This is a genomic window from Pseudomonas sp. BF-R-24, assembly GCF_019947335.1.
Lineage (GTDB): Bacteria > Pseudomonadota > Gammaproteobacteria > Pseudomonadales > Pseudomonadaceae > Aquipseudomonas > Aquipseudomonas jessenii.
Genome location: NZ_JAGYGG010000029.1, coordinates 20314 through 38751, shown reverse-complemented (window position 1 = coordinate 38751; position 18438 = coordinate 20314). Strand labels below are relative to the sequence as shown.

Annotated in this window: 16 protein-coding genes; 5 read left to right on the top strand and 11 right to left on the bottom strand. The window is 54.8% G+C overall.

Going from position 1 to position 18438, the window contains the following annotated elements; genetic code table 11:
• Positions 1–72: 72 nt before the first annotated feature.
• Genes tpiA through pyk form a run of 4 tightly spaced genes read right to left on the bottom strand, consistent with a single transcriptional unit; the run spans position 73 to position 3792 of the window.
• Positions 73–870 carry a triose-phosphate isomerase gene (gene tpiA, locus KGA98_RS21015; RefSeq protein ID WP_223503569.1) on the bottom strand — a complete coding sequence of 266 codons (798 nt, stop codon included), beginning with the start codon at positions 868–870 and terminating at the stop codon, positions 73–75.
• A gap of 3 nt (positions 871–873) precedes the next feature.
• The gene (gene eno, locus KGA98_RS21010; RefSeq protein ID WP_223503567.1) at positions 874–2175 is read right to left on the bottom strand and encodes a phosphopyruvate hydratase; all 1302 of its coding nucleotides are present in this window, start codon (positions 2173–2175) and stop codon (positions 874–876) included.
• Positions 2168–2329 (bottom strand): hypothetical protein, encoded by a 162-nt coding sequence (locus tag KGA98_RS21005; protein ID WP_008017143.1) that lies wholly within the window; start codon positions 2327–2329, stop codon positions 2168–2170. The genes eno and KGA98_RS21005 overlap by 8 nt, the downstream gene beginning before the upstream one ends.
• Before the next feature lie 14 nt (positions 2330–2343).
• Entirely contained in the window at positions 2344–3792 is a 1449-nt protein-coding gene (pyk, locus tag KGA98_RS21000) for a pyruvate kinase (protein ID WP_223503566.1), read from the bottom strand.
• Positions 3793–4109: 317 nt separating this feature from the next.
• On the opposite strand from pyk, the gene KGA98_RS20995 reads away from it, so the two are divergent.
• From KGA98_RS20995 to KGA98_RS20985, 3 genes are all read left to right on the top strand, one after another.
• Positions 4110–5732 carry a methyl-accepting chemotaxis protein gene (locus KGA98_RS20995; protein ID WP_223503564.1) on the top strand — a complete coding sequence of 541 codons (1623 nt, stop codon included), beginning with the start codon at positions 4110–4112 and terminating at the stop codon, positions 5730–5732.
• A 155-nt stretch (positions 5733–5887) separates the two neighbouring features.
• Complete coding sequence (locus tag KGA98_RS20990; RefSeq protein ID WP_111281955.1) at positions 5888–6853, top strand: GntR family transcriptional regulator; 966 nt, start codon at positions 5888–5890, stop codon at positions 6851–6853.
• Positions 6850–7488 (top strand): aldolase, encoded by a 639-nt coding sequence (locus tag KGA98_RS20985; RefSeq protein ID WP_150813715.1) that lies wholly within the window; start codon positions 6850–6852, stop codon positions 7486–7488. The genes KGA98_RS20990 and KGA98_RS20985 overlap by 4 nt, the downstream gene beginning before the upstream one ends.
• 284 nt (positions 7489–7772) lie before the next feature.
• Here the strand turns inward: KGA98_RS20985 and KGA98_RS20980 are convergent, their stop codons facing one another.
• Positions 7773–8252, bottom strand: coding sequence for a hypothetical protein (locus KGA98_RS20980; protein ID WP_223503561.1), 480 nt, complete (start codon positions 8250–8252; stop codon positions 7773–7775).
• A gap of 343 nt (positions 8253–8595) precedes the next feature.
• Between KGA98_RS20980 and KGA98_RS20975 the strand changes: the two genes are divergently transcribed.
• The gene (locus KGA98_RS20975) at positions 8596–8847 is read left to right on the top strand and encodes a hypothetical protein (RefSeq protein ID WP_150813717.1); all 252 of its coding nucleotides are present in this window, start codon (positions 8596–8598) and stop codon (positions 8845–8847) included.
• 321 nt (positions 8848–9168) lie between these two features.
• On the opposite strand, the gene acnA is transcribed toward KGA98_RS20975, so the two are convergent.
• Positions 9169–11847, bottom strand: a complete 2679-nt coding sequence (acnA, locus tag KGA98_RS20970) for an aconitate hydratase AcnA (RefSeq protein ID WP_223503559.1) — start codon at positions 11845–11847, stop codon at positions 9169–9171.
• 215 nt (positions 11848–12062) lie between these two features.
• Between acnA and KGA98_RS20965 the strand changes: the two genes are divergently transcribed.
• The gene (locus KGA98_RS20965; RefSeq protein WP_223503557.1) at positions 12063–12791 is read left to right on the top strand and encodes an ABC transporter substrate-binding protein; all 729 of its coding nucleotides are present in this window, start codon (positions 12063–12065) and stop codon (positions 12789–12791) included.
• A 49-nt stretch (positions 12792–12840) separates the two neighbouring features.
• Here the strand turns inward: KGA98_RS20965 and KGA98_RS20960 are convergent, their stop codons facing one another.
• The 5 genes from KGA98_RS20960 to KGA98_RS20940 all read right to left on the bottom strand — a co-directional run bounded on the left by KGA98_RS20960 (position 12841) and on the right by KGA98_RS20940 (position 18376).
• Positions 12841–13881, bottom strand: a complete 1041-nt coding sequence (locus KGA98_RS20960; RefSeq protein WP_223503555.1) for an AbrB family transcriptional regulator — start codon at positions 13879–13881, stop codon at positions 12841–12843.
• Positions 13878–14942: a lactonase family protein gene (locus tag KGA98_RS20955; protein WP_223503553.1), complete on the bottom strand. Its 1065-nt coding sequence runs from the start codon at positions 14940–14942 to the stop codon at positions 13878–13880. The genes KGA98_RS20960 and KGA98_RS20955 overlap by 4 nt, the downstream gene beginning before the upstream one ends.
• 41 nt (positions 14943–14983) lie before the next feature.
• The gene (locus KGA98_RS20950; protein ID WP_223503551.1) at positions 14984–15865 is read right to left on the bottom strand and encodes a LysR family transcriptional regulator; all 882 of its coding nucleotides are present in this window, start codon (positions 15863–15865) and stop codon (positions 14984–14986) included.
• Complete coding sequence (gene otnK, locus KGA98_RS20945) at positions 15855–17123, bottom strand: 3-oxo-tetronate kinase (protein ID WP_223503549.1); 1269 nt, start codon at positions 17121–17123, stop codon at positions 15855–15857. Before otnK ends, KGA98_RS20950 begins: the two co-directional genes overlap by 11 nt.
• A 116-nt stretch (positions 17124–17239) precedes the next feature.
• The gene (locus KGA98_RS20940) at positions 17240–18376 is read right to left on the bottom strand and encodes an isocitrate/isopropylmalate dehydrogenase family protein (RefSeq protein WP_223503547.1); all 1137 of its coding nucleotides are present in this window, start codon (positions 18374–18376) and stop codon (positions 17240–17242) included.
• Positions 18377–18438 lie beyond the last annotated feature (62 nt).

Sequence of the window (18438 nt, the reverse complement as noted above, 5' to 3'; positions counted from 1 at the left end):
ACCTCTGTGCCTACACCAGGCGCTGCCCGAAAGAAATGAACGGACACGCAGCACCTATGCATTGAAAAGAATTCAGACCGCGATAGATTCGGTAGTTGGATTGGCCTGAGCCGCCCAGCAAATGGCAGCGAAAGACATCGCGTCCAGAGAGGCTCCGCCTATCAAGCCGCCATCAATATCGGGTTGCTTGAACAGTTGCTCTGCGTTGTCGGCCTTCACACTTCCACCGTACAAAATCCGGCAATCAGCGGCGGCTGCGCGGTCCTCGATCGCCAGCCACTGCCGAATGTGTCGGTGCACTGCTTGCGCCTGCTCTGGCGTCGCAGTTTCGCCAGTACCTATGGACCAGACAGGCTCGTAGGCAATAACGCCTTTAGCCAGATCCTGAATACCAACAGCCTTCAGTACCGCACTCAGCTGACTAGTGACGATCCCTTCCGTTTCGCCGCACTGACGCTGAGCAAGTGTTTCGCCGACACACAAAACCGGAATGAGCCCGGCTCGAAGCGCCGTAGCAAATTTCTTTGCCACAAGGTCATCGTCCTCTGAGTAAAGCGCCCGGCGCTCCGAATGCCCGACCAACACGAAGCGGCAGCCGATGTCATGGAGCATCGAAGCACTGACTTCACCGGTATGAGCGCCTGATAGCTGGGAGCTAAGATTCTGAGCACCCAACAAAACGTCTGAATCATCAAGTAGATCAGCCACGGTCGTCAGGTAAGGAAACGGCGGGCAAATTGCAATTTCAACACCTTCAAAGCGTGAAATCACCGGAAGTACGCTACGCAGCAATGACGCATTGGCAGCGCTACTACCGTTCATTTTCCAATTGCCGATCACCAATTTTTGTTTGTTCGAAGAGGTCTGCATGATTCAGGCTTTCCTGTTCAGAAGCGCGGCCGTGTTGTAAGGTGCTCGCTCCTGCAAGGCCTCTTCAATACGCAACAAACGGTTGTATTTACCCACACGATCCGAGCGGCTCAGAGATCCTGTTTTGATCTGTCCCGCGCAAGTGGCGACGGCGAGGTCGGCAATTGTGGTGTCCTCGGTCTCACCCGAACGATGGGAAATGACTGCGGTATAACCGGCATCCTGCGCCATGCGGATGGCGTCCAGCGTTTCGCTGAGTGTTCCGATCTGATTGAACTTGATCAGGATCGAGTTACCGATCCCTTTCTGAATTCCTTCTCGCAGTATTTTGGTGTTGGTCACGAAGAGGTCGTCACCCACCAATTGCACGTGACCAAGCTTTTTAGTCAGGCCTGCCCAGCCGTCCCAATCGCTTTCGTCCATCCCATCTTCAATAGAAATAATCGGGTATTTGTCACAGAGCATCGCGAGGTAATCGGCGAAGCCTGCCGAGTTGAATGCCTGATCTTCACCGGCGAGCACATATTGACCGCCCTCGTAAAATTCCGAGGCAGCACAATCGAGTGCCAGGGTAATGTCTTTGCCCAGCTCGTAACCCGTTCTACTCACTGCCTCCTTGATAACAACCAGTGCTTCTTCGTTGGAGGCCAGTGAAGGAGCAAAACCACCCTCATCCCCCACCGCGGTGCTCAGGCCACGCTCCGACAAAACTTTCTTCAAGGAATGGAACACTTCGGCGCCCATGCGAAGCCCTTCCCGGAACGACGATGCTCCGACTGGCTGAATCATGAACTCCTGGATGTCGATGTTGTTATCGGCGTGCTCACCACCGTTGATGATGTTCATCATCGGAACCGGCATGCTGAATTTGCCCGGCGAGCCGTATAGCGCAGCCAAGTGTTCGTACAAGGGAATGTTCTGAACCTTGGCAGCCGCCTTGGCTGTCGCCAGCGAAACGGCAAGAATCGCGTTGGCTCCCAGGATGCTCTTACTCTCTGTGCCATCCAGGGCGATCATGACATTGTCAATTTCGCGCTGATTCAATGCATCCAGTCCGATCAGGCACTCGCGGATCGGGTTGTTTACATTCTCGACCGCCCGCATAACACCTTTGCCCATGTAGCGCGATGCGTTGTCTCGCAACTCAAGCGCTTCACGTGAACCAGTCGAGGCACCGGAAGGGACGCTGGCGGTAGCAGTAACTCCATTCGCGAGAGTTACCACAGCTTCAACAGTCGGGTTCCCTCGCGAATCCAGGATTTCCCGAGCACTGATCTGTTGAATTTGGCTGTTCTTGTTAAGCATGGTTTTCCCCCTTCGGATGGTTCGGAGCTAACGTGTCATCGCTCTGCGACTTCAATAATTCCTGCTGCTCCGCGTACTGCTCACGAAAATCGAAATCTCTTGGCCACGATTCACTTTCAGTCGCGTCCTGGTCTGCTGAATTGATCTCACTCATCAGTGGTTCCTCACTCAGCGAATGGCTTGACCGACACACACGACTCGAAGGGAGTTAGTACCGCCTTGAGCGTTGGCGTAGTCGCCTTTGGTAATCAGAATGTGATCGCCGGCCTTCACGACGCCACGCCGGGTCAGTTCCGCTACGGCCTTCTCGTTCACCAACTCTGGGGCGAAATCATCGCTGTCGAAAGGAATGGTGGTGACACCACGAAAAAGCGTGACCCGATTCTGAGTAGCCAGGTTGCGAGAGAATGCAAAAATGGGCAGGTGTGAACGTATGCGCGACATCAAACGAGGGGTATCGCCGCTTTCCGTCATGCAGATAATGGCTTTCACGCCATGCAGATGGTTCGCTGCATACATTGCCGACATGGCGATGGATTCATCGATCTTGTGGAACACTTGATCGACGCGATGCTTGGAGCGATGGGACTGAGGGTGCTTTTCGGCGCCGATGATAATCCGGTGCATGGCCTCAACCGTCTCAATCGGATAGGCACCTGCTGCGGTTTCAGCTGAAAGCATCACCGCATCGGTGCCATCGAGCACCGCATTGGCGACGTCGAACACTTCAGCGCGCGTCGGCATCGATTGAGTGATCATCGACTCCATCATCTGCGTCGCAGTGATTACCACGCGATTCAGTGTACGAGCACGGTCGATTATCAGCTTTTGCACGGCAACCAATTCTGCGTCGCCAATCTCAACACCGAGGTCGCCACGAGCGACCATTACACCTTCCGACGCTTCAATGATCGCATCCAGAATGCGTAGGTCATTGACGGTTTCTGCACGCTCAATCTTGGCGATCAGACCTGCCTGCCCTCCTGCTTCATGCAGCAGCCGACGAGCCAACTCCATATCAGAGGCATCTCGCGGGAACGACACAGCCAAATAATCCACCTGCATTTCTGCGGCAGTCTTGATATCGGCGAAGTCCTTTTCGGTCAGCGCCGATGCAGACAACCCTCCGCCCTTTCGGTTGATCCCTTTGTTGTTCGAAAGCGGCCCGCTGACCAGAACTTCGCAGATCAATTGCGTGGCCTCGACCTTCAAGACCTTTAGCTCAATTCGTCCATCATCGAGCAGCAGTATGTCATCTGGGCGGCTATCGGTAATCAGCGCTTCGTAGTCGATACCGACTCGTTGCTTGTCCCCCGCATTCTTGTCCAGGGAAGCGTCGAGAACGAACTGTTGCCCCTTTTCGAGGATCACTTTTCCTTCCGCAAAACGCGCAATTCGAATTTTCGGACCTTGCAAATCCGCCAGTACCGCCACGAAGCGACCGTGCTTGGCAGCCAACTCACGGACCAATCTGGCACGAGCAATGTGATCCTCAGCCTTGCCGTGGGAAAAATTCAGACGCACGACATCGACGCCCGCTTTCACCAATCCCTCGATGGCTTCGAATGATTCTGTTGCTGGCCCTAATGTGGCCACGATCTTGGTTCTGCGCTGCATGACAGATGCTTCCTCGAACAGGGTTTTATTATTGAATGCAAAGGAAATCTTGATTCTGCTTATGGCTATTAGCGTGCAAATAGCCAATCAGAGCAAAGCGGTCTGATTGGTATCCCTAACAACCTCGGCTCGATTAAATCCTTTAAATCTCAGCACTTCTGCCTTGATCACAAATCATTGAGGTGAGCCGTCTCGAAAAATCGTCCAAAAAATATTGGCACATTGACACACCAAAATGCAATGATATTTTAGTCAGCACAAATACACGCATCCGGCCAAGACCCGGATCGCACTACTCTGCCGAAGGGACAATGCTCATGCTGCCAAGACACCTCTCAATCGCCAGTCGAATGGTTCTCGGGTTCTTCATCATTGCCGCGCTGAGCGTTGCTCTAGGGGTATTCGCGTTGCGGCAAATTGACGAGGTTCAAGATCAATCGATCCAAATCAAGGACAACTGGCTCCAGCGCGTCCGTGCGTTGGGTGCCGCTAATGCCGCGCTGAATCGCTATCGGATGGGATCGATGCAGCACATTCTTTCGGTCAGCGAAAAAGACATGCAGTCCTACGAGGACAAAACTGCCGGGCGGTTGCAGCAAGTCCGGGAGCAAATGCAGACCTATGCTCAGTTGCTGACCAGCGATGAAGACAAGGGCCGTTTGAGCGCGTTCAACGCGAGCCTAGAGGTGTATGCAAAGAATCACCTCGAATTACTCAAGCTATCTCGGCAAGGCGATAAACCTGGTGCAAGGGAGTTTTTGATGACCATCCGGGACTCGTACGACCAGATGACCAAAAACTTTGATGACCTGATTAATCGCTCGAACCAAGGGGCAGAAGCCGCGGGTAATCAATCAATCGATGCCTATCAACGTGCCGTTAGAGGCGTGGTGCTGGTCATCATTTTGGTTGGTATCGGCACAATCCTGGTGGCGTGGTTACTGACCCGCAGCATCACTGCACCGCTGAATGAAGCCGTAAGAGCAGCGAGAACAATTGCCGAAGGTGATTTGAGTAAGCCCATCCAACCGACCGGTAATGATGAAGCCACTCGTCTGCTCGAATCCCTGGCGACAATGCAGAACAATCTGATCAAAACCCTGAGCCAAATCTCCGGATCTTCGAAGCAACTGACCTCCGCTACCGCCCAACTGAACACCGTTACAGAGGCGTCAGGCCAGGACATTCATCAGCAACATGCAGAGATCGAACAGGCAGCCACGGCGGTCAATGAGATGACAGCTGCCATTGAGGAGGTGGCCCGTAATGCGCTGTCTACTTCAGAGTTGTCGTTGGCTTCCCGGGACATTGCTCTTCGTGGCCAACAGCGCATGGTAGAAACCCTCGGTGCAATTGAAACACTCACCCGAGACGTGCAACTTAGCTCAAAACAAGTGGAAGGTCTGGCGGATCAGGCACAAGGCATCGGCAAGGTTCTGGACGTGATTCGCACGATAGCCGAACAAACCAATCTCTTGGCGCTGAACGCTGCCATTGAAGCTGCGCGGGCGGGTGATGCGGGGCGGGGCTTTGCCGTTGTCGCCGATGAAGTCCGCGCGCTCGCTCACCGTACCGCGCAGTCCACGCGAGAAATTGAAGACATGATCAGCGGGATCCAGAACGGCACGGATACTGCCGTGTCGACCATGCTCAGCAGCAGTGAAAATACCCGCCTCACCCTCTCACTAGCCCAGTCCACCCAAAGTGCATTGGCAGAAATCGTGGCCGCCAACGACGACATCAACCAACGAAACTTGATGATCACGACGGCGACTGAGGAACAAGCCCATGTTGCGCGTTCGGTCGACCAAAACTTGCTCAACATCCGAGACCTGTCTGTCCAATCAGCCACAGGCTCGCAACAAACCACTAGTGCGTCTCAATCCCTTGGTTTACTGGCCCTTGAGCTGAATTCAATGGTTCAACACTTCAAGATGTAACAAATACGCTCATGCAATTTTTTGCATAATGACACGCTAAAAAGTAGTCATGCGCGACAAAAACTGATCGAATTGAGGTATGCCTCATTTGATCTCACATTCCGGCTCAACCGGTTTGTGTTTGTCGCCACCCCATTTCGTAAGTGATCACAGATATGGCCTCAAGCGCCCTCGTACAACGAATCGCTGCCGAGATCCGGCAGAAAATCCAGACCGGTGAGCTATCGCTGGGCGCTCACTTGAGCGCACAAAAAGTCGCCGACGAATTCAACGTCTCTCGCTCTCCGGCGCGCGAAGCACTGGTCTTGCTCTCGGAACAATGTGTTCTGGAGCAGCTGCCCAATCGCGGGTTCTTCGTACTGGAATCAGTACAGGATCCATCGCAGATCCAAGACGAGGTACTTCCTCTTGAAGAGCCGGATGAATACTACCGACTCTCGGAAGACTGGTTGAACAACGCAATTCCGAGTGAAGTAACGGAGCAGTTTCTGCGCACTCGCTATGACCTGACCAAAGCCCAGGTCATCGACATTCTCAATCGCGCCGCCAAAGTAGGATGGGCTGAGCCAAAGCCTGGTTATGGCTGGCGTTTTCTGGATGTGGCGAAGACACCGGAAACCCTTGAGCAAATCTACAAGGTGCGCTCGCTGATCGAGCCAGCGGCACTGTTGGAGCCGACTTACCTGCACGACCTGGCCAAGCTCCAACGTCTTAAAAAAGAGCAGCAGGACATGCTCAACGGTGGCATCGATAGCCTGCCGGCAGACGTCCTCTTGAAAAATGGTATTCGCTTCCACGAAGAGTTCATCAAGCTCTCTGGCAACCCGCTTTATCACATGATTCTGGTCCAGATGAACAACATGCGGCGGCTCATCGAGTACCGCTCGATGATCGACCGCAAGCGTCTCTACAAACAATGCGCCGAACACATTCGGATGATCGAGCTGGTGGAACAGGGCAATAACCTGGAAGCCGCGCATTTGATGAAGCAACACTTGAGCGGCTCTTTTGCTCACAAATCGCCGATCCTGAAACTGCGATCAGAATCTGCCGAAACCACCCCTTCACTTTCTGGCCTCAGCACTGGCCTCACATCACTTCTCGAGGAGAGCACACGTTGAGTACCGAAGAACAACTGCGCGAAGAAATCTGCATCGTCGGAAAAAGCCTCTATGAACGCGGTTATACCGTGGGCAGCGCAGGCAACATTAGCGCACGCCTGGACGATGGCTGGTTGATCACCCCCACCGACGCCTGCCTGGGAAGATTGAAGCCGGAAGAGATCGCAAAAGTCGGCAAGGACGGCACTTGGGTCTCGGGCAGCAAACCGTCGAAGACCCTGGAATTGCATCGCCAGGTGTATGACCGCAACCCTGAAGTCAACGGTGTAGTTCACACTCATTCGACCTCGCTCGTAGCTCTAACACTTGCAGGGGTCTGGGCCAACGACGACATCCTTCCACCATTGACCCCTTACCAAATCATGAAGGTTGGCCACATCCCATTGATCGCCTATCAGCGTCCCGGCTCTCCTGATGTGGCCAGGCAAGTGGCGCAATTGGCCAACAAGGTTCGGGGCGTGATGCTGGAGCGGCTGGGCCCAGTTGTTTGGGAAAGCTCTGTATCAAAAGCCAGCTTTGCGCTGGAAGAACTTGAGGAAACGGCAAAGCTTTGGATGATGAGCAATCCTAAACCTGCGTCACTGGGTGAAGACGCTATTGAAGATCTACGACAGGTCTTCTCTGTTAAGTGGTAACCCTACTGAGGACCAAGACAAGGCGTTCGATTGAGCCAATGACTAGTCGTTCGCCTTGCTACTCATAATGCCCAATCAGCTCGCCACTGAAGCAGCTAGCGAAGTGAACTCTTTCAAGTCCGTCTCAACCACATACATACCTTTGCTCAGATGTTTTTCTAACGGGCTTGTCGTGCCTCGGTGGAGCCCAGGTCACCACTGAACCGGCGAGCTTGATGTACGACTCCTGTGTCTTGCGCGCGTTTTCGTTCGAGGTCGCAATGCCGGCCGCCCTGTTTTACCGTCTATTTCGGGATGTATTTGGACAGGGTCGCCTTAAGCGCCTCGGTAACAAGAGCAATCAGAATTGGTTCGGAACTCGACTGCATATCTCTACCAATTTCGGATTGCTGTTCTTTCACTTTTCCCGCGTATTTTGATGCGCGGCCTTCAGATACGAGTGATGACAACTCTTCTTGAGAGAATGACTTCTCATAGGCTGCAGCAAGGTTCTCATCCCACTTAGGCTGGTACTGCGGCAGCAATGCATTGATTTCGTCAGACACGGCACTGCTTGCATCTGCACTTCCCAGTTTTGTGACGATCATCGCGTAGGTGATCGTTCTTTTCGCTGCCAAAAGTGCAAGAGTAGAGAGGTTACTGCCGATCTGTGCCTGGGCTACGAATGTGCGAGCATCTTTATGAGAGCGGGTTTCAGCGGAAACTGTATTGGAAAGCGCGACGAGCACGGTGAACACGATAGCGGTAGAAGAAATCCTTTCCATTTTCCAGCTCCATCGGAGGGAAACCAGTGTTTCATCAGCGTAGTTTCATCCCGAAGGTTGTGCCACGTGGTGACCGCTGCTGCGGCAGGTGGTTTGAGCACGGCGAGACTTTGAATACCCTGGTTGAGGAAATTTGAGTCACTCCGGCTTTTTGGGCACCACGACGGACTGCCTTTGGCCGTTTATTGCCTGGCGCCACCGTCAGCTATGGGTCGTTCTCTGCCGGTCGCCGATCCTGATCCCTCTATGCAGTCTGTGCGCGTGGGCTACACTCAAAGGTGCGCCGATTTAATCCTACTTGTGGGGGCGCTTGAAAAATACTCGCTAAAGCGGAGTAGCTACCATGCCTACTCTTTCGATTGATTCACACACCCGTCTGCTTATCGCCAAAGCCATCATCTCGACCACAGGTGAAGCCGAAGCTATTCGTATCGTCCCGCTGCCGGGCGGCGGTCAACTATTACTGATGTTCAACTGCGGGCATGTCGCCGTCGATCTCGTATCGGATCAGGACGATCTGTTCGACAACCACCGCCTCGTGTTCGACGTATCTGCACAGGTCATTGCCGACATGGAAAGCCATCGCGGCGAATAGGTCGGGTTGTTTTCTGCTGCGAAAACCATGGTCGACTTTTTTAACAGAATCAGCCGATTTCTGCCTGTCGCCACCGTCAGCTTTGGGTTGAAAGTAGTCCTTAACGACAGGCCACTTTCGGCCAACTACGCTGTTATGCAGTTTGTTAAAGCACCAATGGAACAACAGTTTATGTGGGGGTAGTTGCTATCAGCCCTGGCGACATTCCGTGTAGCGAATAACGGCGACTGAGCCGCTGCGCGGAAGCTGGCCAGTACTTTGCTGTTCGGGCTAGATCTGGGGCAGGCAGCAACAGGTCTACAAGACCCGTATCGATTAAGACTATGCTTGCGCCACAACCTTGCGCACGACGTAAGGCAGGATCCCACCCTGCTTCAAGTACAGAATTTCCTGTTGTGAATCCAGCTGCAGAGTCAACGACACCGACGTCTGGCTTCCGTCAGCACAACTGATCGTTAGGCTCACTGAGTTTGCCCCCACCTGCAACGTCTCCAAGCCACTGAAATCTAGCGATTCATTACCGCTCAGCCGCAAGCTCGGAGCATCAGCACCAGCTGCAAAGGTAATGGGCAGGATACCCATGCCGATCAGGTTGCTTCGGTGGATGCGCTCGAAACTTTGTGCGATGACGGCTTTGACGCCCAGTGTGGCTTGCGCCTTGGCGGCCCAGTCACGGCTGGAGCCCGCGCCGTAATTGAATCCGGCGAAAATCACCAGCGGCACCTCTTTGACGACGTAACTCAGTGCTGCGTCGTAGACGCGCTGAATGGAACCGTCGAACGCCGTGGCAAAGCCGCCCTCTCCCGGCTGTTGCTCCAACAGCTGATTCTTCACCGCTCGATTGACGAACGCACCGCGCATCATCACTTCGTGATTGCTGCGGCGGGTTGAATATTGATTGAGATCGTTGGGGTTTTCGCCGCGCTCGGTCAACCACTGTCCAGCCTGACTTTCGAGTGGAATCGCACTGGCCGGTGAGATGTGGTCGGTGGTGACGTTGTCGCCAAGTACCATCAACACACGCGCGTCATGAATCGACAACTCAGTGGAGGCCTGAGGTTTGACGTTTTGCAGATAGATTGGTCGACGCAGATAAGTAGAATTCGGCGCCCAGGGAAATTGCACGCTGCCACTGGCCGACAGTGCCTGCCAGTGATGAGTACCGTCCCACAGCATGGCGTTGCGCTTGCGGAACAGGTCCGGGCGAACGGTCTGGCTGACCAGTGCCTGAATCTGCTCTTCGCTCGGCATCAGCTCGTGCAGATACACGTCGTTGCCTGCCGCATCCTGGCCCAACGGCTCAGTCTGAATATCCATGTCAATGGTGCCGGCCAACGCGTAGGCGACGACTAGCGCCGGCGAAGCCAAGTAACCGACCTGCACCCGAGGATTAACGCGCCCTTCGAAGTTACGGTTACCGGACAGTACGACCACGGTTTTGAGGCCCTGATCCGAAAAACGCTCCATGTGCTCTTCGAGGCTGCCGGAGTTACCGATGCAGGTCATGCAACCAAACCCGGCCAAGTCAAAACCCAAGGCTGAGAAGTCGCTTAAGAGGTCGGCCTTTTCCAAGTAGTCCGCCACCACCCGCGAGCCAGGCGACAACGATGTCTTGACCCAAGGCTTGCTGCGCAAACCGCGACGCTGGGCGTTGCGTGCCAGCAATCCGGCCTGAATCATCTGGCTCGGATTCGCGGTGTTGGTGCAACTGGTGATCGCCGCTAAAGAGATTGCGCCATGGCTCAACGCCTGACCAAAAGAAGGCTCGAAGTATTCGGCTTCACTATCCGAGGAGCGAGCAATGATGCCCTCCCGCTCACCCAGAATATCCTGGCGAAAGGATGGTGCGGCGTCCGCCAGTTTGCGCCACTGGTGCGGCTGATGGGGTCCTGCAACACTTGGCTCGATTGCCGCTAGGTCCAGCTCGATCAGGTCATCAAAATGCGGCTCGGGCAATGAGTCGTGGCGCCACAGACCTTGCGCTTCAAGGTACGTTTCAATGCGCGCAATGGTGTCGTCGCTACGCCCGGTCAGATGCATGTATTCCATCGTGCTGTCGTCGAACGGGAAGAACACCACCGTGGCTCCATACTCAGGGGCCATGTTCGACAGCGTCCCTCGTGCCGCCCAACTGAGCCTCGACAGACCAGGTCCACAGAACTCAACGAACTTACCCACCACGCCTTTCGCACGCAGCATCTGAGTGATGCGCAATGCCAGATCAGTAGCTGTCACACCGGGCCGCAGTTCGTTGTTCAACCGAATGCCGACGACCTCGGGAAAGCTGATCGGCACCGGCTCGCCCAGCATGGCAGCCTGCCCCTCCAGCCCACCCACGCCCCAGCCCAGCACGCCGATGGCGTTGATCATGGGTGTGTGGCTGTCAGTCGCTACGATATCGTCAGGATGCAGCAGCGGCTGGCCGTCGGCCGTCTGGCTTTCCCAAACGACGGTGGCCAGTGATTCCATGTTGACCTGGTGGATGATCCCGGTGCCCGGCGGCACCACCTTGAAATTGGTCAGGCTCTTTTGTGCCCACTTGATGAACTCATAACGTTCGGAGTTCCGGCGGTAATCGATGTCGAGGTTCTTCTCGACGGCATCCGCCTCGGCGTAGCGCTCGACAATCACCGAGTGATCGATGACCAGCACCGCAGGAATCATCGGGTTCATGGTTTCCGGTGCGCCACCCATTTCAGCAACCATGTCACGCATGCCGGCAAAGTCAGCCAACGCCGGCAGACACGTTGTATCGTGAAACATCAGCCTATTGGGATAAAAAGGCACTTCGCAAGCGGGGGCGTCCTCGCGTATACACGCGATGACATTGTCCAGAGCCGTAGGTGAGCAACGAGCCACATTCTCCAGCAGGATACGGATCGAATAGGGCAAACCGAGTAGTTCGTCCGGGGTCAGTATCTTGTACAGATCGACGTAGGCGTAACGGGTGTCGCCCACTTGCAGGTGACTTTGATGGCGTGCATCGATGGCTGAAATCATGGGCTTATCATTCACCGGTTGAGTGCATGAGCAAACGACTCTGTGCGGTCGTTCAGTTGGACCCAGCGTAACCAAAGGCAGGCTCGAGTAAAATTGAGCGTTGAGCAAGCCATCGTTCGTCCACGGAGAACGCAGCCTTGGCGAGCCTGAAATTGTCAGGGCCTGCGCACTTCCCTACCCTCAGGGCCGATGACATTTTCCCTTGGAGAACCTGTATGCCCACCCCTGCCGCAGAAGTCCTCAACGATCTTGCCCCAACTGGCGTACTCAGAGCAGCCATCAACTTCGGTAACCCTGTTCTTGCACAGCGCAATACCGAAACAGGACAACCTCAAGGGGTATCCGTCAGCCTCGCCGTGGAATTGGGCAAGCATCTGGGCGTCCCTGTTGAATTCATCACCTTTGACGCTGCCGGCAAGGTGTTCGAGGCATTGGCGAACAAGCAATGGAATATTGCTTTCCTGGCCATCGAACCCGTGCGTGAAGCTCAGGTCGCTTTTAGCGAACCGTACGTGATCATCGAAGGCACTTATCTGGTCAAGAACAGCTCCAGATTCTTCAAGATGGAAGATCTGGATCAACCAGGTGTGCGAATCGCCGTCGGTAAGGGTGCTGCTTATGACTTGTACCTGAGCCGAACGCAGCAGCACGCGACCCTCGTCCGTGCGCCGACATCGGCCGCCGCGGTAGACCTATTTCTCGACGAAGACTTGGATGCAGCTGCGGGCGTGCGTCAGCCACTGCTCAAAGTTGCCGAGGCCAACAACGAACTGCGCGTGCTGGACGGTTACTTCACCTCGATTCGCCAAGCGATGGGCGTTCCCGTGGAGTGCGTCGCAGGCGCGGCTTACGTCAGAGCGTTCCTGGAAGAACAGAAAGCCAGCGGTTTCGTCCTCAAAGCTCTCGTCGACAGCGGTCAGAGCGACGTCACTGTCGCCCCCTAGCAGGGCAATTAATACATCGTCCATGGTGGCTTGAAACGCACTTGCCCGCTCAGCGGCGAAGGCGTTTCAGCCAGACTTTGTGTACGGGTTCGGCACATAGCATCACCACCACCAAGCGCATAATTTGCATCGCCGTGACAATACCGACACCTAGGTTTAGGGCTTCGGCCGTCAGATACATCTCTGTACTACTGCCCGGCATCATGCCCAATGCTAGGGTCAATACCGGAAAGCCCAGTAAGTATCCGATTCCAAGTGCCAGAACCAGAGTGCAGAAAATCATGATCAAGTTGAACAACGAAACCTTGAGCAGGAAAGTCGGCGAGGCTCTGAAGAACTGGCGATCAAAGTAACCACCGAGTGCGCAACCGATCATGAGCTGCCCGTAATGACTGAGTTCCACGGGCAATGCCGTTTGAAGATTGAAACTGGCCGTGAAGAGAGCACACAAAGCCATCGGACCGAACATCCAGGGATTCGGTAATTTGTACCGCTTCCAGATCATTGCCGTCAGCGCTCCGCCGATCAGCAGCGGTAGCAACCAATACCAATCACTCGGCAAGCGAGCATGGACCACTGCCGGCGAGATTCTCGCGGTGAAAAACATCGCAGGCGGCACGCAGAGAACAATCACGACCAAACGCACACTATGCGCCGCAGCAATCTGACTGACGTCGGCCTTATGCCTGATTCCCGATTGAATCATTTCTGCAAAGTTGGCGGGCATGAACGCGAAGAATGCAGTCGTCAGATCCATTCCACGACGCCGCATAAACTCTACGCCGAGCAGTGCAAGGAACAGGGTGAGAAACGCCGCGAACAGCATCATCGCGAAATGCCCCAGGATCTGTTCCAGCACCACAGGCGTGAAGTGCAAACCGATGGAAGTCGCGATCATCCACTGTCCGGTCAGACGGCCATTGGGAATCTCTCCCACGCGCCAGCCCAGGCAACGCACCAGGATCACCGCTAACATCGATCCAACAATCCATGGCAAAGGCCAATTCAAGTAACTGGCGATCAGAGCCCCGGCAATGCCAACGAGCGGTGTCGCCCACCACAATCCCATTGAGGTGAAAAACGTATTCATGTCCAAGGACCGCCGAAGACCATGCACACAGGGCTCCCGGTCTCGATCAGGTTACCCGTCGGGGTCAAGCCTCCGGTTGCTGGGTCAACACTGAAAACCACGATCGTATCGCTGTCCTCATTGGCGACGTACATGAACTGTCCGTCGGGTGAGAGCGCAAAAAATCGCGGCGTGCGGCCTTTCGTTGGCGTCGCCGACACGAACGTCAGCCAACCCGTTTGCGGGTCGATGCTGAAGATCGCGATGCTGTCATTGCCTCTATTGGAGGCATACAAGAATCGCCCAGCTCCATCGACTTCGATCTCGGCGGCGGTGCTGTCGCCGGTAAAAGAATCAGGCAACGCAGAGATCACCTGCTGCGGCAGAAGCTCTCCGCTTTCGCTGTTAAAGCGGTAGGTGCCAACGGTGGAATCCAGTTCATTGACCGAGTAGACCACTGGCAATCCGGGATGAAACGCAACATGCCGTGGCCCTGCCCCTTTGCGAGTGGCCACAAACGGACAAGCTGCCGGCAGCAGCTTGCCCAGTTGCGAGTCAAAACGATAAGTGAATATCCGGTCGAGCCCTTTGTCCGGCACGACCACTAGCTTTCCACTGGGATCGAATGGATTGAAATGAGGCTTCGGGCCTTTCTGTTCCACTCGATGTGGTCCGATTGGCCCCTCGGTCAGCACTTGGTCACAGAGTTCGCCCAGTTCACCTGAAGCAAGTATCGGCAGCACAACCACTGAACCGCTGTAATGATTGCTCACCACCAGGAAACCACCGTCCGGTGAAATCGCCAGATGAGCGGGATTGTGACCATGGGTGTTCTGGCTATTGAGATAGGTCAGCGTGCCGTCGGCGCTGATGCTAAATGCACTGGCTTGATCTGTATCGCCATGGACGCAATACAGGAAATTCTGTTGTTTGCTGATGGCCAGGAAAGACGGATTCACCAAGCCATCGACGAGCTGCACGTGAGACAGCTGCCCCGTTTGCGAGTCGACGCTGTAGACGTTGATCCCATTACCGCGAGCATTTCTTTCACGAGTGGTACGACAGCCGACGTAAATAAACATGTACTCATCTCAAGAGTGAACAGGTGATTGAACAGCGCCTGTTACGCGGTCAAGTGTGCGACGAACGCACGGGCAGTAGGTGGTAGAGCCTCAAATCGTCGAGCAACGATCTGCAACTGACGCTTGGCCCAGGGCTCAGCCAGAGTCACAGCTTGTAGTTGAAAGGGACGCAGATAAGGGCGCAACACATCGCGAGGCAAAATGCAGATACCCAGATTGGTCGAGACCATCCGGCACATGCACTCAAAACTGGAAACGCGAACCCGCTGCCTGACTGGTTTCCCTAATAATTGGGCTTGTTCAGTCAGTAGCAGGTGCACCGAGCTTTCCACGTGAGGACCAATGAATTCGTAGAGCAACGTCTGCTCGAAACTGGCTTGAGTCTGCCCCGCCAAGGGGTGGCGTTCTGGGACAGCAATCACCAACTCGTCCACGCGATAGGCCAGTGTTTCTAACCCAAGGGACGGCGTCTGCTGCGCGATGATGCCGACATCCGCACGTCCATCCGAGACGGCTCGTACGATTGCGGCACCGACGCGCTCCTCGATGTCGAACTTGATATCGGGGTACGTTTCCAGGAATGTCCCGATGTCCAGGCTCAGCTGTTGCGCTAACGCGGATGTAATGGCGTGCAAACGAACATGGCCTTTGATTCCTGCACCATATTCACTCAGTTCCTGATCCATCTTCTGGAGAGTTTCATTCACCTGCAACGCGTAATGACGAAGCGACTGCCCTGCCGGAGTCAGCTCCATTCCGCGGGGGTAGCGAACAAACAGAGGTGAGCCGACTTTCTCCTCAAGCTCGCTGATCCGTTTACTGACCGCGGACGTCGCCAAGTGGCAGAGTTGCGAAGCCTTTGTCAGGTTCCGCTGCTCCGCCACTGCCATGAAGATTTCCAGGCTGAGCAGATCATGGCGCATTGGCCAATGCCTTCTCGAAGAAGTCTACTGTTCCGAAATTGCCGGACTTAAGTGCCAAGGCAACTGGGTCGTCCCGCAAGCCAAGCGTCCAAGGCACACCGGGATCAATTGTCGCGCCGATTCTCAGCGCCTTGACCTTAAGTGCCTTGACCACTGCACCCGACGTTTCGCCACCGGCCACCACGAGTTTACGAACGCCCATTTCATATAGGCCAACCGCTACGGCGGATAGCGCGTCTTCAACGATCTGCCCTGCGGCTTCAACACCGAGCTTCTGCTGTGCAAGCTTTACCGTCTCTGGCTGCGCACTGCCGTAAATCAGAATCGGCCCTTGCTGAATCAAGTCTTTCGCCCAGGCGAGTGCTTCGGCTACCTGATCATGACCATTCGCCAGGAGCAGCGGGTCAAGGGAGAAACTCGGACGACTCTTTTGCCAGTGCTCGACCTGGCTATTGGTCGCCACTGAACAACTTCCGGAAACCACCGCGCACAAGCCTTCAATGGCGGGTAGTACCGAAGCGGTCTCGGATTCGCCCAGCAAACCTGCACGGCGGAAGTTTTCAGGGAGACCCAGCGCAACTCCAGATCCGCCGGTAACGAGTTTATGGTCCGCAACAGCCTGACCGATTGCGTGTAGATCCTCATCATCTATCGCATCGACAATGACGTAACCGCGGCCCTGAGCCTCAAGGTTACTGAAGGCAGTTGCAATGGCTTGCGCGCCCTTGCTTACGACCGAATGCGCAACGAGCCCGACTGGCTTGAGCGTCTGCTGTTGTAGCACTCGAACCAGATTGGAATCAGTCATTGGCGTCAACGGATGATTGCGCATTCCGGATTCGCTCAACAACACATCACCGACAAACAAATGACCGTTAAAAATCGTGCGTTTGTTCTCCGGGAATGCAGGGCAAGCCACAGCGAACGAGACTTTCAAAGCATCAGCGAGTGCGTCGGCGACAGGCCCGATGTTCCCGCGAGAAGTCGAATCGAACGTCGAGCAATACTTGAAAAAAAACTGTTGGCAACCCGCAGCGCGCAACCACTCCAACGCTTCAAGCGATTGAGTTACGGCCTCCTCGGGACTGACGGTGCGGCTTTTCAGGGCAATAACGACAGCATCAATATCTTCTGGCAAGGGCCCTTCAGGCACACCGATCACTTGCAGCGTTCGCATCCCGCCCCGTACCAAAGTACTGGCCAAATCAGTACCGCCGGTGAAGTCGTCAGCGATGCAACCGAGTAGTAATTGACTCACTGTTCTCTCCTCGCGCCCCTCCCTTGGTTACCTCAAGGATGAAAGGCATTCTCTTGTTATTGATCCAGCAATACTCCAAACAACGGGCGGCATGACATTCATGCCGCCCGTGTCGATCAGCCCAGGATGACCTTGGCGACGGCCTCACCAAAAGCTTTGGTACCGCTAGAACCGCCCAGATCCGGGGTGCGTTGCTTAGGATCTTTCAGAACAACATCCACGGCCTTGTCCATTTCCAGACCGGCTTTGATGAATGCTTCATTGTTGTGGTGCTCGCCCATCCATTGCAGCAACATGCCGACGGAGAGAATCATGGAGACCGGGTTGGCCTTGTCCTGACCTGCGATATCCGGCGCGGAGCCATGCTGTGCTTGGGCGCAGCAGTGAATATCGCTGGCCATCATGGAGCCGGCGAGACCTAGGCTACCCGACAGTTCACTGGCGAGGTCACTGATGATGTCGCCGTAGAAGTTCGTAGCGACCAGCACGTCGAAACGCTCAGGGCTGCGCACCAGGTGAGCAGTCGACGCATCGACCAGCAGATCGTCCAGAGCCACTTCTGGGAAGTCCTTTGCCACATCACGGACGCACTCCAGGAACAGGCCATCAGTCATATGGAAGCTGTTGGCTTTGTGAATGGCAGTGACCTTCTTGTCACGCTTCATAGCCAACTCGAACGCACGGCGGGCAATACGCTCACTGCAATGACGAGTGATTTTACGCGTGGATAAAGCCATATCAGGGGTCGGCATCACTTCGCCCCAGCCGCGGCTCATGTTGCGGTCCGGATAAAAGCCTTCAGTCGCTTCGCGCATGATGACCAGATCCATCGTCTTGCCTTCCTTCATGTTCGAAGTCAGGAACGGACGAGTACGGGCAGGACGTACGTTGGCATAGAGATCCAGGCCAATACGGAAACCGGCGGAAACGTTACGACCGCCCTTTTCAGGCACTGGATAGTCGGCGTGCGATTGGGTGCCGAGAATGATGCCGTCGTAGCCCTTGGCCTTTTCCAGCACTTCATCACGCAAGGTGGTGCCGTATTTATCCAGGCTCGCGAAACCTACATCCTCGTAATCGAAGCTCAGGTCCAGATCGAATTTTTTGTTGGCTGCTTGCAGGACCGACATCGAAGATTCAACGATTTCCGGACCGATACCATCACCAGGAAGAACCAAAATACGCATCGCACACCCCTTGCTTATTGTTTGAGCTGAATTTTTTGAAGCAGGTCTGTCTGAAAACCGCTCCATTTATGTATATCGTAAATACAACGTACAATATTGGCGAGGCGAAATCCTTAACCATTTGCTCC

Excerpts from the sequence above, each read along its gene's own strand:
- KGA98_RS21005 (WP_008017143.1), bottom strand. The coding sequence starts at position 2,329 with ATGAGTGAGATCAATTCAGCAGACCAGGACGCGACTGAAAGTGAATCG.
- KGA98_RS20965 (WP_223503557.1), top strand. The coding sequence starts at position 12,063 with ATGCCCACCCCTGCCGCAGAAGTCCTCAACGATCTTGCCCCAACTGGC.
- KGA98_RS20940 (WP_223503547.1), bottom strand. The coding sequence starts at position 18,376 with ATGGAGCGGTTTTCAGACAGACCTGCTTCAAAAAATTCAGCTCAAACA.
- tpiA (WP_223503569.1), bottom strand. The coding sequence starts at position 870 with ATGCAGACCTCTTCGAACAAACAAAAATTGGTGATCGGCAATTGGAAA.
- KGA98_RS20975 (WP_150813717.1), top strand. The coding sequence starts at position 8,596 with ATGCCTACTCTTTCGATTGATTCACACACCCGTCTGCTTATCGCCAAA.
- KGA98_RS20995 (WP_223503564.1), top strand. The coding sequence starts at position 4,110 with ATGCTGCCAAGACACCTCTCAATCGCCAGTCGAATGGTTCTCGGGTTC.
- KGA98_RS20980 (WP_223503561.1), bottom strand. The coding sequence starts at position 8,252 with ATGGAAAGGATTTCTTCTACCGCTATCGTGTTCACCGTGCTCGTCGCG.
- eno (WP_223503567.1), bottom strand. The coding sequence starts at position 2,175 with ATGCTTAACAAGAACAGCCAAATTCAACAGATCAGTGCTCGGGAAATC.
- KGA98_RS20950 (WP_223503551.1), bottom strand. The coding sequence starts at position 15,865 with ATGCGCCATGATCTGCTCAGCCTGGAAATCTTCATGGCAGTGGCGGAG.
- acnA (WP_223503559.1), bottom strand. The coding sequence starts at position 11,847 with ATGATTTCAGCCATCGATGCACGCCATCAAAGTCACCTGCAAGTGGGC.
- KGA98_RS20960 (WP_223503555.1), bottom strand. The coding sequence starts at position 13,881 with ATGAATACGTTTTTCACCTCAATGGGATTGTGGTGGGCGACACCGCTC.
- KGA98_RS20990 (WP_111281955.1), top strand. The coding sequence starts at position 5,888 with ATGGCCTCAAGCGCCCTCGTACAACGAATCGCTGCCGAGATCCGGCAG.
- pyk (WP_223503566.1), bottom strand. The coding sequence starts at position 3,792 with ATGCAGCGCAGAACCAAGATCGTGGCCACATTAGGGCCAGCAACAGAA.
- KGA98_RS20955 (WP_223503553.1), bottom strand. The coding sequence starts at position 14,942 with ATGTTTATTTACGTCGGCTGTCGTACCACTCGTGAAAGAAATGCTCGC.